The 14,082-nt window shown below is 70.4% G+C and carries 12 protein-coding genes and 1 pseudogene; 10 read left to right on the plus strand and 3 right to left on the minus strand.

Annotated elements, in window-relative coordinates; genetic code table 11:
- The first annotated feature begins 3 nt into the window (after nt 1-3).
- From ACFYWI_RS22205 to ACFYWI_RS22220, 4 genes are all read left to right on the plus strand, one after another.
- Nucleotides 4-666 carry an urease accessory protein UreF gene (locus ACFYWI_RS22205; RefSeq protein ID WP_389235177.1) on the plus strand — a complete coding sequence of 221 codons (663 nt, stop codon included), beginning with the start codon at nt 4-6 and terminating at the stop codon, nt 664-666.
- Nucleotides 667-690: 24 nt separating this feature from the next.
- The gene (gene ureG / locus ACFYWI_RS22210; RefSeq protein ID WP_389235180.1) at nt 691-1,371 is read left to right on the plus strand and encodes an urease accessory protein UreG; all 681 of its coding nucleotides are present in this window, start codon (nt 691-693) and stop codon (nt 1,369-1,371) included.
- Nucleotides 1,368-2,105, plus strand: a complete 738-nt coding sequence (locus tag ACFYWI_RS22215) for an urease accessory protein UreD (protein WP_389235183.1) — start codon at nt 1,368-1,370, stop codon at nt 2,103-2,105. Before ureG ends, ACFYWI_RS22215 begins: the two co-directional genes overlap by 4 nt.
- Before the next feature lie 119 nt (nt 2,106-2,224).
- Nucleotides 2,225-3,802, plus strand: a complete 1,578-nt coding sequence (locus tag ACFYWI_RS22220) for an alpha/beta hydrolase (protein WP_389235186.1) — start codon at nt 2,225-2,227, stop codon at nt 3,800-3,802.
- 145 nt (nt 3,803-3,947) lie between these two features.
- Here the strand turns inward: ACFYWI_RS22220 and ACFYWI_RS22225 are convergent.
- Nucleotides 3,948-4,379: pseudogene (locus ACFYWI_RS22225) on the minus strand (NAD-dependent epimerase/dehydratase family protein); the annotation flags it as partial.
- A 64-nt stretch (nt 4,380-4,443) separates the two neighbouring features.
- Nucleotides 4,444-5,163, minus strand: a complete 720-nt coding sequence (locus ACFYWI_RS22230; protein ID WP_389235189.1) for a lysophospholipid acyltransferase family protein — start codon at nt 5,161-5,163, stop codon at nt 4,444-4,446.
- A 390-nt stretch (nt 5,164-5,553) separates the two neighbouring features.
- Between ACFYWI_RS22230 and ACFYWI_RS22235 the strand changes: the two genes are divergently transcribed.
- From ACFYWI_RS22235 to ACFYWI_RS22260, 6 genes are all read left to right on the plus strand, one after another.
- Nucleotides 5,554-8,361: an ATP-binding protein gene (locus tag ACFYWI_RS22235; protein ID WP_389235192.1), complete on the plus strand. Its 2,808-nt coding sequence runs from the start codon at nt 5,554-5,556 to the stop codon at nt 8,359-8,361.
- A 218-nt stretch (nt 8,362-8,579) separates the two neighbouring features.
- The gene (locus ACFYWI_RS22240) at nt 8,580-9,653 is read left to right on the plus strand and encodes a polyprenyl synthetase family protein (protein WP_389235195.1); all 1,074 of its coding nucleotides are present in this window, start codon (nt 8,580-8,582) and stop codon (nt 9,651-9,653) included.
- Entirely contained in the window at nt 9,650-10,732 is a 1,083-nt protein-coding gene (locus tag ACFYWI_RS22245; protein WP_389235198.1) for a terpene synthase family protein, read from the plus strand. The genes ACFYWI_RS22240 and ACFYWI_RS22245 overlap by 4 nt, the downstream gene beginning before the upstream one ends.
- 3 nt (nt 10,733-10,735) lie before the next feature.
- On the plus strand, nt 10,736-12,166 hold the full coding sequence (locus ACFYWI_RS22250) for a cytochrome P450 (RefSeq protein ID WP_389235201.1): 1,431 nt from the start codon (nt 10,736-10,738) through the stop codon (nt 12,164-12,166).
- Nucleotides 12,167-12,363: 197 nt separating this feature from the next.
- Nucleotides 12,364-13,347, plus strand: a complete 984-nt coding sequence (locus ACFYWI_RS22255) for a DUF3048 domain-containing protein (protein WP_389235204.1) — start codon at nt 12,364-12,366, stop codon at nt 13,345-13,347.
- Nucleotides 13,348-13,457: 110 nt separating this feature from the next.
- Nucleotides 13,458-13,808: a PRC-barrel domain containing protein gene (locus ACFYWI_RS22260; RefSeq protein WP_389235207.1), complete on the plus strand. Its 351-nt coding sequence runs from the start codon at nt 13,458-13,460 to the stop codon at nt 13,806-13,808.
- A gap of 58 nt (nt 13,809-13,866) precedes the next feature.
- Here ACFYWI_RS22260 and ACFYWI_RS22265 read toward each other — a convergent pair whose 3' ends face one another.
- Nucleotides 13,867-14,076: a DUF6381 family protein gene (locus ACFYWI_RS22265; RefSeq protein WP_389235210.1), complete on the minus strand. Its 210-nt coding sequence runs from the start codon at nt 14,074-14,076 to the stop codon at nt 13,867-13,869.
- Between the last annotated feature and the right edge of the window lie 6 nt (nt 14,077-14,082).

The following is a 14,082-nucleotide window of genomic DNA, read 5'->3' on the forward strand; positions in this document are numbered from 1 at the left end:
ACCATGAGCCGCGCCGCGCTGCTCGTCCTGGCGGACGGGCGCTTCCCCGCCGGAGGGCACGCCCACTCCGGCGGCGCCGAGGCGGCCGTCAAGGCAGGCCGCATCAAGGACGCCCGCGATCTCGCGGCGTTCTGCCAGGGGCGCCTGCACACCAGCGGCCTCACCTCCGCCTCACTCGCCGCTGCGGCTGCCCTCGGGCACGACCCCGTCGAACTCGACGAGGCCGCCGACGCCCGTACGCCCTCGCCCGCCCTGCGCGCCGTCGCGCGCAGGCTCGGGCGACAGATGATGCGTGCCGCCCGGGCCGCCTGGCCGTGCGCCGAACTCGCCGCGCTCGCCGCGGCGTTCCCCCGCGGCACGCATCAGCCGATCGTGCTCGGGACCGCCGCCCGCGCAGCCGGTCTCGAGCCCGAGGACGCCGCGCACTGTGTGGCGTACGAGACGGTCAGCGGTCCGGCCACGGCCGCGGTGCGGCTGCTGAGCCTTGACCCGTTCGAGGCCACCGCCGTCCTCGCCCGCCTCGCCCCCGAGATGGACGACGTCGCCGGGCGCGCCGCCGCTGCCGCGCGCGAGGGTGTCGACGCGCTGCCCGCCGTATCGGCGCCGCTGCTCGACATCACGGCCGAGCAGCACGCGACCTGGCCCGTACGCCTGTTCGCCTCCTAGAACCCCGCACCAAGGAGCCGCACCATGCATCTCGACCACAGCCATGACACCGCCACCGCGGCGGTCGGCGCCGACGCCGCGCGCCCCGACGGCAGTCGGCGTGCCCTGCGCATCGGCCTCGGCGGACCGGTCGGCTCCGGCAAGACCGCCACTGTCGCGGCCCTGTGCAGAGCCCTGCGCGACAAGCTGTCCATCGCGGTCGTCACCAATGACATCTACACCCGCGAGGACGCGGAGTTCCTGCTCCGCAACGCCGTACTGCCGCCCGAGCGCATCCAGGCGGTCGAGACCGGGGCCTGCCCGCACACCGCCATCCGCGACGACATCTCCGCCAACCTCGAAGCCGTCGAGGACCTCGAGGACGGTGTCGGCCCGCTCGATCTGATCCTCGTCGAGTCCGGCGGCGACAACCTCACCGCCACCTTCTCCAAGGGGCTTGTCGACGCCCAGATCTTCGTCATCGATGTCGCCGGCGGCGACGACATTCCGCGCAAGGGCGGCCCCGGCGTCACCACTGCCGATCTGCTGGTGATCAACAAAACCGATCTGGCGCCGTACGTCGGCTCCGATCTCGCACGTATGGCCCGCGACGCCGAGGAACAGCGCGGCGCACTCCCCGTCGCCTTCACCTCCTTGACGAGCGACGAGGGCGTCGGACCGGTCGCCGACTGGGTACGTGCCCGGCTCGCCGACTGGACCGCATGAGCGTCCGGGCCACGGCCCGTATCGTCGCCACTCCGGCCGGCCTGCCCGTCCTGGCCGGAGAAGGACCGATCGCACTGCGCCGCACCCGCTCGACGGGTGCCGGCCTGCGGGTCACCGTCGTCGGCGCGATGAGCGCGCCGCTCGGCGGTGACCGGCTCGCGATCCAGGCCGCTGTGACCGAGGGCGCGCGGCTCACCGTGGACTCGGCCGCCGCGACGATCGCACTGCCCGGCCGCACCGGGGAACCGGCGCACTACGACGTGACGCTGACCGTGGGGGAGGGTGCCGCACTGCAATGGATGCCGGAGCAGCTCATCGCGGCGCGCGGCAGCGAGCTGCGGATGCGTACGCGGGTCGAACTGGCCTCAACGGCACGGCTGGTGCTGCGCGAGGAGCAGATCCTCGGCCGCCACGGCGAGGAGCCGGGCACCCTGGCCACCCGCCTTTCCGTGCGCCGCGCGGGACGCCTCCTGCTGGACAGCGAGCAGGTCTGCGGACCGGGCGCACCCGCAGGCTGGGACGGGCCCGCCGTACTCGCCGGACACCGTGCTGTCGGCCAACTCCTCGTCGTTGACCCGCAATACGCCCAGAAGCCGGTCCCCGCGCGGCTGCTGGGCACGAGTGCGGTGCTGACTCCCCTTGCCGGACCGGGAGTTCTGGTCACCGCCGTGGCCGCGGACGCGCGGGCGCTGCGCGCCCTCCTGGACGAGGCGCTCGGCGAGCTGCACCGCTGAGCGGGACGTGACACACCGGTTATTGGTTCGGTAAAGAACACCAGTACGGCCTGTTCCCCGCTGCCCTGCCCACGAAAGGATCCCCGGGACAACTCGACAACAGCAGGGGGAGGTTCTACGTGAGACGCACAGCAGTGCTCGGCTCGGCCGGCACTCTGGTCGCGGGCACCCTCATAGCGGGCGCGATCGCCGCTCCGGCGGCGAACGCCGAAAGCCGCTACCACGGTTGGTCCGAAGCACGCGGCGTTCAGGTCGCCGCCGAGCGGGCCGCCAAGAAGGGCATCGACTGGGCGGACTGTCCCGACGACTGGGGGCTCGCCAAGCCCATCCAGTGCGGCTCGGTGAGCGTTCCGCTCGACTATGCCCGGCCGTACGGCAAGCAGATCAAGATAGCCGTCGACCGCATCGGCAACACCGGCACCAAGGAAGAACGCCAGGGTGCCCTGATCTACAACCCGGGCGGCCCCGGCGGCTCCGGTATGCGCTTCCCCGCGCGGGTCACCAACAAGAACCCGCTGTGGGCCAAGACCGCGAAGGCATACGACTTCGTCGGCTTCGACCCGCGCGGTGTCGGCCACTCCACGCCTATCTCCTGCATGGATCCGCAGGAGTTCGTCAAGGCGCCGAAGCTCGACCCGGTGCCCGACAGCGAGGCCGACAAGCGCGCGCAGCGCAAGCTCGCCGCCGAGTACGCGGACGGGTGCGCCGAGCGCAGCGGCTGGATGCTGCCGCACATGACGACCCCGAACACCGTGCGCGACCTGGATGTCATCCGGGCCGCCCTCGGTGAGAAGAAGCTCAACTTCCTCGGCGTCTCCTACGGCACCTACCTCGGCGCGGTCTACGCGACGCTGTTCCCCGGCCACGTCCGCCGGATGATCGTCGACAGCGTGGTCAACCCGTCGCGCGAGAAGATCTGGTACCAGGCCAATCTTGACCAGGACGTCGCCTTCCAGATGCGCTGGGACGACTGGAAGGCCTGGGTCGCCAAGAACGACGCCACCTTCCACATCGGGGACACGCCGGAGAAGGTCGAGCAGCAGTGGGTGAAGCTGCGGGAGACCGCGAAGAAGAGCCCGCTCGGCGGGGTCGTCGGCCCGGCCGAACTCATCGGGTTCTTCCAGAGCGCCCCGTACTACGACTCCGCCTGGGTGCCCACCGCACAGACCTGGAGCAAGTACCTCGCCGGTGACACCCAGGCCCTCGTCGACGCCGCGGGGCCCGACCTGTCCGACACCGCGGGCAACATCTCCGCGGAGAACGGCAACGCCGTCTACACGGCAGTCGAGTGCGCCGACGCCAAGTGGCCCGCCAGCTGGAAGAAGTGGGACCGGGACAACACCCGGCTGCACAAGGACCATCCGTTCATGACGTGGGCCAACGCCTGGATGAACCTGCCGTGCGCCACCTGGTCCGCGAAGCAGCGGACGCCGGTGGAGGTGCGGACCGGCAAGGGCCTGCCGCCGGTGCTCATCGTGCAGTCCGCCCGTGATGCCGCCACTCCGTTCGATGGCGCTGTCGAGCTGCACAAGCGGCTCAAGGGCTCGCGTCTGATCACCGAGAAGGACGCCGGTTCGCACGGTGTGACCGGCCTGGTCAACCCGTGCATCAACGAGCGGGTGGACGCCTACCTGCTCGACGGCACGCTGGACAGCGGCGACGTGACGTGCACCCCGCACGCCACGCCCAAGCCGTAGCATCCGGCGTCAGGGAGGGGCGGCCGGTTCCGGCCGCCCCTCCTTCGTCCTGGCGGTCACCTCACCGTGCGCCCCTGCTCCGCGAGCCACGCGTCCTCGTCCGCGTAGCCGAACAGATCGCCGGGCGGGGCGTACTGCTGTGCCAGCTGCTGTACGTCGCCTCACCGGGCACCACGGTCCGCTGCGCCTCGGGGATCGGCACCGGATAGCGCACGACGCCGTCCGGCTCGCCCTGGGTGTCGAAGCCGCGGCCCCGATCGTCCTCGTACACGGCTCAGCTGGACATCACGACAGCCGAACCGATCCGGTCCGTGAGCCCGCGCAACTGACGTCCGTGGCTCTGGTCGTACGCCACCATGTCGACGAGCACATCACAGCCGTCGCCGAGCGCCTCGGCCAGCGCCCCGTCCTCCTCGCGGTCGACCCGGACCGCCCGCACATCCTCGGGCCGGCCCTCGTCCCGGCCGCCACCGAGGGAGGCCGCCCGCACCCCCCATCCGTCCGCCGCGAGCGCGCCGACCGCTGCCCGTCCCACCTGCCCTGTCGCTCCGAGTACGAACACACGTCTTTTGATCATCCACCGCACGCTACGAGGCCGGGAAGGGACGGACCGGACTCGTTCGCCGAGCACGGATACGCTGTCAGCTGCGCCTGCGCGGGAACCTCTTCCGGCTCTGCTGCTGTTCCTGCTCCTCGGCCTTCACCACCGCCGCGTAGCGGTCCACGTACTCCTGGCCGGACAGTTCGAGAATGGCGTACATGATCTCGTCGGTGACCGCCCGGATGGCCGCCTTCTCGTTCTCCAGGCCCGCGTACCGCGAGAAGTCCAGCGGCTCACCGAACCGCACCGTGACCCGTTTGATCTTCGGGATCACCTGTCCCGGGGGCTGGATCTCGAAGGTTCCCACCATCGCGCACGGCACCACCGGCACCCCGGCCCTGATCGCCATGACCGCGACGCCGACCTTGCCCTTGTACAGCCGGCCGTCGTGGGAGCGGGTGCCCTCCGGGTAGACGCCCAGCAGCTCGCCCTTGCCCAGCACCCCCAGCCCCTCGCGGATGGCGGCCTGGCCGGCCTCCTTGCCGGAACGGTCCACCGGGATCTGCCCGGCACTGCGGAAGAACGCCGCCGTCAGCCGGCCCCTGACACCGGGCCCGGTGAAGTACTCGGCCTTGGCGAGGAAGGTGATGCGCCGCTTGATGATCGCCGGCATCAGGAAGTGGTCCGAGAAGGACAGGTGGTTGCCGGCGACGATGGCCGCGCCCTCGGCCGGGATGTGCTCGAGTCCCTCGATCCTGGGGCGGAAGAGCAACCGCAACAGCGGCCCCAGAAGGACGTACTTGAGCACGTAGTAGAACACGGATCGCTCCCAACGGTACCGGTTCGGCTCTGGGGCCGCGTTCTGCCAGGTCACAGGGCGTGCGGAGAGAGTCAGTGTAGGGGGAGGTCTCGCCACCTGTAACCACTTCTGATCGGACTCATGTTGACTCAATGCCGACTTTACTGATAGCTCGTCAGGTGCCTGCGCAGGGCGACCGGTACTGATCCGTCCGTGACCGACATCGATGTCGGAGGGATCCGCCGCATCCATGGGAGTCAACGCGCCGCAGGAGCGGGACAGTGTAGGGGCTCGTCCACTCATCGGGGTGTATCTGTGCCGCCGCCCTCTCGCTGACGGCCATTCGGCGGATAGTCTGCGTCACGAGCAGGTTCGCCGGCGGGCATGCTCGCCGTGTCGGGAGGGGAACGGGTGGTCGCTGATCGGTCGGAGACGCAGCGAGCCGAAGGCCGGGCACCGGACGAGGGGCCGCTCGAGGGGTCGCACGAGCGGGACCGGCGGATCGTTCCGAGGACCCTTGAGCGAGATGCCGAGCTGGTCGTTGTCAAGGCGGCGTTGGACGCCGTGAGCGGCCGCTCGGCGAGGGGTGCGGTGATCCCCTCCGTACGCCGCGGTGGATTACTGGCCTTCACGGGGCCGGCGGGAGCGGGCAAGACGACCCTGCTGGAGGAGGTGCGTCGCCGTGCGGCCGAGCGGGACTGCGCGGTGCTCATCGCGAAAGGCGGCGAGCAGGAGCGGAATCTGGCCTTCCATGTCGTGCGGCAGCTGCTCCAGCCACTGCTGGCCTCCTACTCCGAGAGCGAGCGCCGGGAGGTGCTGGGCGACTGGTACGGCATCGTCGGTCCCTGTGTCGGCCTGTGTCCCGCGGCGAAAGGCGCGGTACCGGACCCCCAAGGTGTGCGGGACGGTCTGGACTGGGTGGTCACTCATGTGGCGGTAAGACGTGGCCCCTTGGTCCTGGGCGTCGACGACGCCCACTGGGCGGACGCCGAGTCCATGGCCTGGCTGACCTCGTTCGCCGCACGGGTCGAGGATCTGCCTGTTCTCGTGGTCGTCGGGTACCGTCCGGAAGAAATGTCCGATGGGGCCGCGGCGTTCAGCGACATGGTCGCGCGCAACCAGGTGGGCCCGCTGGACCTGGCACCGCTGACACCGACCGCAGTCGCCGATCTGATGCGCGAGGCGCTGGGTACGGAGGCCGACGACGACTTCTGCCGTGAAGCGTGGCTGGTCACCGGCGGCAATCCCTTCGAGACGGTCGAGCTGGTGGCGAAGGTACGCGATCGCCGGCTGGCCCCCAGGAAGGACAACGCCTGCGCGTTGCGCGACCTCGGGGCGGAGACCAAAGGCGGCGGCCTGGTGGACCGGCTCGAGCAGCTGGGCACGATCGCGGTGCGCCTCGCGTGGGCCGTGGCCGTCCTCGGCTCGGAGGCGACCTTCAGCCTGGCGGCATCGCTGGCGGCGCTGGGACCGGCCGAGTCCGCGGAGGCGGCGGACGTGCTGCGGACCGAGCGTATTCTGACCTACGGCCTGAAACCGGAGTTCGTCCATCCGCTGATCGCGACAGCGGTCTACCGGGCCATCCCGCCCGCGATGAGGGTGGCACTGCACGGCAAGGCTGCCTGGGACCTCGTCGAAGCGGGCGAGGGTCCGGCCGTGGCGGCGCGCCATCTGCTGGAGACACAGCCGGAGGGCGACGCCTGGGTGGCGGAGCAACTGCGCGAAGCGGCCCAGGAGTATGTGCGCCGCGGTGCCCCTGATGCCGCCCGGCGCTGTCTGAGCCGTGCGCTGCGCGAGCCTCCCCCTGCCCGGCTGCGGGCCAGGGTGCTGCACGAACTCGGCTCCCCGGCGCTGCTGCACGATCCGGCGGTGACGGTGAACCACTTGCGTGCCGCCTTGGACGAGCCGGCTCTGCCGCCGGAACTGCGGCAGAGCATCGTCATCCGCCTCGGGCGGGCGCTGTCGCACTGCGACCGGCTCGCCGAGGCCGCTGAGGTGGCGATGGAGGAGGTCCGTATCGCCACGGACTCCCGCGTACGCCTGCGCATGCTCATGGAGCACTTCATGCTGTCGGCGTTCACCTCCGACGACCGGGAGGCCCCGGCCCTGTCTCGCCGGCTCAGCCACCTCACGCAGCGGCTGTCCGGCCAGAGCCAGACCGAGCGCTATCTCTACGGACTGCGCGCATGGGACGCGGTGGTGCGCGGCGAACCGGTGGCGACAGCACTGGAGTTCGCGGAGCGCGCGCTGGGCCCGGACGGGATGCGCTGGACGGACGAGCAGTGGGGCTTCGAAGTTCCGTCGCTGGTGGCCCTCACCTTCCTGTACTGCGACCGCCCGGACCGGGCCGAGGAGCTGTACGCCGAAGGCATCACGGAGTACGAACAGCAGGGCTGGCGCGGGGTGCACCTCTCTCTCGGCTACAGCCTGCTCGGTTACATCCGGTTCTGGAAAGGCCAGCTCACCGACGCCGAGGACTTCGTACGCGCCGGGCTGCAGCTCGCCGACCGTCTGGGGCCCGCGGGCGTCCACGCGCAGTGGTACGCGATGGCGAGCCTCATGGAGATCCTGATGGCCCGCGGGGAGACCGCGGCCGCCCAGGAGCTGGCGGGCCGCCGTCGGTTCCACAAGCCTTTCCCCTCGGCAGTGACGCTTCCCGACGCCGAGACCGTCCACGGCGAACTGCTGTTGACACAGGGCAGGGACAAGGAGGCCGCCGAAGGGCTGGCCGCCGTCGGCCGCCGCCTCGATCTGCGCGGTATGCGCAACCCCGCCTGGTGCCCGTGGCTGCCTCATCTCGCTCTGGCCACCCGGACGACGGATGCTGAGGGGGCGCTGGAACTGGCGCGGGAGGCGCTGCGCCGCGCCGAGCGTTTCGGTACGGCAACGGCAGTGGGGAAGGCGCTGTGTGTGCTCGCCCGGCTGACGGACGGGCCCGAAGGGATCGCTCTGCTGCGGCGTGCTGTCGCCACGCTGGAGTTGGCGCCGTCGTCGTACGAACTCGCGGGCGCTCTGGTCGAGCTCGGCACCGCGCTGCGCCGTGCCGGACTCCTCTCGCAAGCCGCCGAGCCCCTGCACCGTGGTGTGGACCTGGCCGGTCAGTGCGGGGCCGGGGGTGTCGCGGCGCGGGCGCGTGACGAACTCGTCGCGGCGGGGCTGCGACCGCGCCGCCTGGAGGTGGTGCGGCACGAGCCGTATAGCGGAGCACCGTCTGCGTAGTCAACGGCGCATGGTGGCCCGAGCGTTCGGTGCCGTGCACCACATCATGCGTGAGGGGTTGCACCGCTGGTTTCGCGCGGCGTGGAGAGGTGAAGCATCAAGGGCGTACGAGCGGGGAGTGCACGCTCCCCACCCTGATGTGCTCGCTCTTGCTTCCTCGTCTCGCTCCCTCGGAGGGGGCCATGCGCGCTGATGTGGCAGGTGCGGGGGGCCACACCGTGGTTGCACCCACTCATGCCGTGCCGGACCTGATGGAGATCCGGCGCGCGGTCGACTCCGTGCTCGTGGAGTTCCTGGCGGCGAAGAGCCTCTCGGCTCCTGCCCAACTCAGGGAACCCATCAAGGCGTTACGCGGATTCCTGTTCGTGGGCGGCAAGCGCATACGGCCGGTGATGTGCGTGTGCGGCTGGTACGCCGCCCAGGGCCGCGGAACCCCGGAGCCGGTGTTGCAGGCCGCGGCGTCCCTGGATCTGTTCCACACGTTCGCCCTCATTCACGACGACGTCATGGACGACAGTGACACGCGCAGGGGGCGTCGAAGCGTTCACGTGGCCCTGGCCGACCGTCATCGAAGCCGCAAAGGTCCCCAGGGCCCCGACCGGTTCGGCATCAACGCCGCCATCCTGCTCGGCGACCTCGCACTGAGCTGGTCCGACGAGTTGCTCCACACGGCGGACCTGGCCCCCGTCCAACGGCGCGCGGCCCATGTCGTGGTGGACGCCATGCGTACCGAGGTCATGTTCGGCCAGTACCTCGACCTGCTGGGTACCGGAATACCGAGCGGCGATATCGCCCGTGCCCTGACGGTGAGTCGCTTCAAGACCGCCAAGTGCACGGTCGAACGCCCGCTGCATCTCGGTGGCGCGCTGGCAGGCTGCGGCACCGCTGTCCTGGACGCCTGCACCGCCTACGCCCTTCCCCCAGGAGAAGCGTTCCAGCTCCGGGACGACCTCCTGGGCGGATTCGGGGACCCCACGGCGACGGGCAAACCCAGTACCGACGACTTCCGCGACGGCAAGTGCACGGTCCTGATGGCCCTGGCCGTCGTACGGGCAAATCCCGCACAACGCCGGCTTCTGCGTGCTCTGGTGGGACGCCCCGACCTGACCGAGGAGCAGGCCGATTCCGTTCGTGCCGTTCTCGAAGCCACCGGGGCCCGCTGCGCGGTGGAGCGGATGATCGCCCGTCGCTGCCGGCGAGCGATGAAAGCACTCGACCACGCCCCCTTCCCCGAGGCGGCGATCGACGTACTGCGCCAACTCGCCCACGCTGCTTCCGTGAGGACGTCATGACCGAATTCTTCCTGCCCGAGCTGCCTCGGTTGCTGCCGGTGGCCTACCACCCCAAGGCAACGCAGATCGAGTTCCGGTCGAACGGCTGGGTGCGCAGCCACCTCGCCGACTGCTTCGCGAACGAGGAGGACCTGTTGTCCTTCCTGCGTCAGCGGAACGGGCTGTACGGACCACTGACCGTGCCGTACACCGACGAGCAGCGGGCGCTCAATGTTGCCGACTGGTACCAGTACGTCACCGTCATCGACAGCTTCGTCTCGGACCGCTCGGCGCTGGGAGCCGATGAGGCCGGTGCCCGCGACATGTTCGCCGACATCATGGACGACTTCCACGGTGACGGAGGCGGGAGAGAGGACTTCCCCTACGGCACGGCGGGCAAGGAGCTGTGGCGCCGTATCAGCCCGGGGCTCTCTCCTCATCAGATTCGGCGGTTCGCCGGTGCTCTCGAAGCGTTTCTGCGCGGGTGCGTCACCGAGATCCGATTCAAGCTCACGGAGCAGGTGCCGGACTACGAGACGTGTATGAGCGTGCGTCTGGACAGCTTCGGCTGCGACTTCATCCGGTTGATGACCGAATACGCGGCGGGCGTCGACATGACCGGACGCGATCGGCTGCTCGCGGACGTGCACACACACTGCATGCGACAGATGATCACGGTCAACGACCTGCTCTCGTGGCGCAAGGAGCATGCCCAGAACGACAAGATGACCGTCGCCCGTGTGCTGATCGAGCGCGAGGGACTCGGTCTGCAGCAGTGCGTCGACCGGCTCCGGGAGCTGGTCGATCACCATGAGAGGGCCTACATCGCGGCCCGGGACGAGATGCTGAACGGTCGCCACGGAAAGCGCGCGGACATCCGCGCGTATCTGAACGGTCTGGACCACCTGATCGGTGGCAGTGCGGAGTTCGAGTACCTGACACCCCGGTACTTCGGCGACGGCTACGTCTGGGACGGCTCCACCTCGGGCTGGATCAGCCTCACCGCTCCCGTCACCCGGTTCAGGGCACGACCCCACACCGATACCGGTACCGAGAGCAGCAGGCCGCAGGCGACGACACCGTCGATGACGAGGAGCTGAAGAGTGGCAGAGACTGCACGCATACGGTCGAGCACCCGCCACACGGCGACCGGCACGGCCGCGCCGTCGAGGAAGGGCAGCGCCCCCGGCCGGCTCCCCGTTCTCGGCCACGCGATCCCTCTGCGGCGCCGTCCGCTGGAGTTCCTGGCCGGCCTGCCCGCGCACGGCGACCTGGTCGAGATCCGTCTCGGCCCCCAGCGCGCCTACATGGCGTGCCACCCCGAGCTCGTACGGCAGATCCTGCTGGACCCGCGCACCTACGACAAGGGAGGCCCGCTGTTCGACAAGGTCCGCCCCCTTGTCGGCAACGGCCTGTTCAGCTCCGCCTGGGCCGAACACCGGTTGCAGCGCCCACTGGTGCAGCCCGCCTTCCACCCCGGTCGGACGGCGTCGTACGTCGCCATGATGTGCGAAGAGATAGACGCCGTGCTGAGTTCGTGGCAGGAAGGCCGTGCCATCGACCTCGGCGCCGCGCTGCACGCGCTGACGGTCCGGGTCACCACACGCACCCTGTTCTCCACCACGATCAGCGCTCGGGCGGTGGCCGACGTACAGCGTTGTCTGCCCATCATCCTTCGGGGCATATACCGGCGGATGACCGCGCCGGCCGGTTTCCTGGAGCTCCTGCCCACCGCCGAGAACAGGGGATTCGAGCAGGCACGCAAGAGGCTGCACGCCGTCATCGACGAAACGGTCCAGGACTGCCGGTGCTCGGGGGCGGACAAGGGAGACCTGCTGTCGACCCTGGTCGGTGCCCGGGACGAGGCGAGCGGTGACCGCTTCACCGATGACGACCTCCGCGACCAGGTCATGACCCTGCTGATCGCCGGTACCGAGACCACCGCGAGCGTCGTCGCCTGGAGTCTGCACCTGCTGAGCCGACATCCCGAGGCCGAGCGGCAGTTGCACAACGAAGCCGACCGCGTACTCGAGGGCCGGCTGCCCGCGTTCGCCGACCTGCCCGCCCTGGGCCACGCCCGACGCGTCGTCACCGAAACCCTTCGCCTCTACCCGCCCGCCTGGCTGCTCAGCCGGATGGTCACCGTCGAGACGGAACTCGCCGGGGAAAGGCTGAAGCCTGGCGCGATCGTCCTCTACAGCCCGTACATCCTCGGCCGCTCTCCCGGCCTCTTCCCCGACCCCGGTCGCTTCGACCCCGACCGCTGGCTTCCCGAGCGGGCCGCATCGGTGCCGCGTGGGGCGATGGTGCCTTTCGGCGCAGGCGGCCGCAAATGCATGGGTGAGGCCTTCGGCATGGCCGAGGCGACCCTGGCTCTCGCCGCCATCGGCACGCGCTGGCACCTGCGGCCCGTGCCCGGGACGACGATCCGGCCGAAACCGGAAGCGTCCCTGGGCACCGGTCCTCTCTGGATGACCCCTCACCCACGCCGCTTCGGGCCGGACCCGGCGGGCCCGGGGCGAACGAATCCCTGACTTCGGCGGGGCGGGTACGAGCGACGCCGCCCGTGCGACCGGACCTGTGACGGCCGGGCCGCGACCTTCGTGAGACCTCGTCAGGTCGCGCCGGGCCCGGTGTCGGCCCGCGCCGTTCCGCATCCGGCGCACCGCCTCGGCCCGGCTCTGTCGCGACACCGATTGTCGTGGTCCACTGGTGGTCAGGAGCCAGGTCTATGGGTGCGAAGCGCAAGCCGGGACCTGCCGGTGCAGTCGTCATTGCGGTGGTTTCCGCGGTGGCGGCGGCCGGCCTCTTCGGATGCTCGAATTCACGGCCCGAGCCGAGAACCCCCTCCCACCCGGCACGCCACGGAGCGTCCTATTTCACCGGGCTTCCGGCCCGATCAGGTCCGGTGCTCGCCGTAAAGATCGACAACGTGGGCCCCGCACGGCCGCACACCGGGCTCGGCGCCGCCGACATCGTCTACATCGAACAGGTCGAAAGCGGCCAGAGCCGCATACTCGCCATCTTCTCGTCCCGGCTGCCGGAGACGGTGGGACCGGTGCGCAGCGCCCGCGAAACGGACATCGACCTGCTGCGGCAGTTCGGCCGCCCGGCTCTGGCCTACTCCGGTTCGCAGTCCGCACTGCGACCGCTGATCGAGGCCGCTCCGCTGGTCGCCCTCCCGCACGGGGACGCCCCACAGGCGTACGTCCGCGACCTCGGCCGGGCGGCCCCGCACAATCTCTATCTGCTTCCCGCGCGTGCCCTGGCCGCCGCGCCGGACGCGGACACGGCCGGGGACATCGGATTCCGGTTCGGCGCAGCCCCCGCGGGCGGCAGACAGGTGAACGAGCACACGGTGCGCTACCCCGCGGCGCGGTTCACCTTCAACTGGTCGGACACGCAGAAGCGCTGGCTGGTGGTCATGGACGGTGCCGCCGCCCGCACCACGGACGGCGGACAGCTGGGTGCCCCGACCGTCGTGGTGCAGAACGTCGACATCCACCCCTCGCGGTTCAAGGACCGCTGGGGCAGCGTCTCCCCCTACACCGAGACCGTGGGCTCCGGCACCGCGCTGGTGCTGCGCGACGGCAAGAGCCACGACGCCCGGTGGAGCCGGCCCACGGCGGCGAGCGGCACCACCTTCACCACGCCCGCCGGGCAGCCGCTGAACTTCGCCCCCGGCCAGGTCTGGGTGGTCCTCACGGCGCGCTGACCGCGGCCGCCCCTGCCCCCGGACCGACAGAGGTGCGTGTATGGCATGAGATCGGCCGGGTACGTTCCCACCGACCCGGGGGCAGTTCACAGAACAGAGAGGGGACCGCCATGGGCGCCGACATCTGGGGCTATCCCGAGACCGCGCAGTTCGTGCCGGGGGCGCAGCTCGTCGGCTATCAGGTCGAGGCGACCGACGGGGCGATCGGCAAGGTCGACAAGCACACCGAAGAAGTGGAGCGTTCCTACCTGGTGGTGGACACCGGGCCGTGGATCCTGGGCAGGCGTGTACTGCTCCCGGCCGGACTGGTGTCCCGTATCGATACGGACGACGAGACCGTCCATGTCTCCTGCACCAAGGCGGAGGTCAAGGACTCGCCTGACTTCGAGAGCGGCAGGCACGAGAAGGACGCCGCCTACATCCAGCTCATCGAGGACCACTACGCGAACCGGCACATGTGATCCGGGGCGACGGTGGTCCGGGCGGCCCGGCGGTGTCGGTTCTGCGGCCCTGCGTACCCTAGCCGGGCGGTGCGTGGCGGAGGTCGCCCGGTTCGTCCCCGGGCTCGTGGCGCAGGGCCGCCTCGCTCCTGACCCGCAGCTGCTCCGCCCGATAGCGGAGCCGTTCGGCCTCCTCCGGATCGATCGAGCGGCCGGCGCGCTGCAGCAGCTGTTCCGCCTTGTCCCGATCGTGCTGGGCGTGCACGCGACTGCTGTCCTGGTCGGACATGGTGTC

Origin of the sequence: Streptomyces sp. NPDC002889, from assembly GCF_042888425.1 — a bacterium.
Lineage (GTDB): Bacteria > Actinomycetota > Actinomycetes > Streptomycetales > Streptomycetaceae > Streptomyces.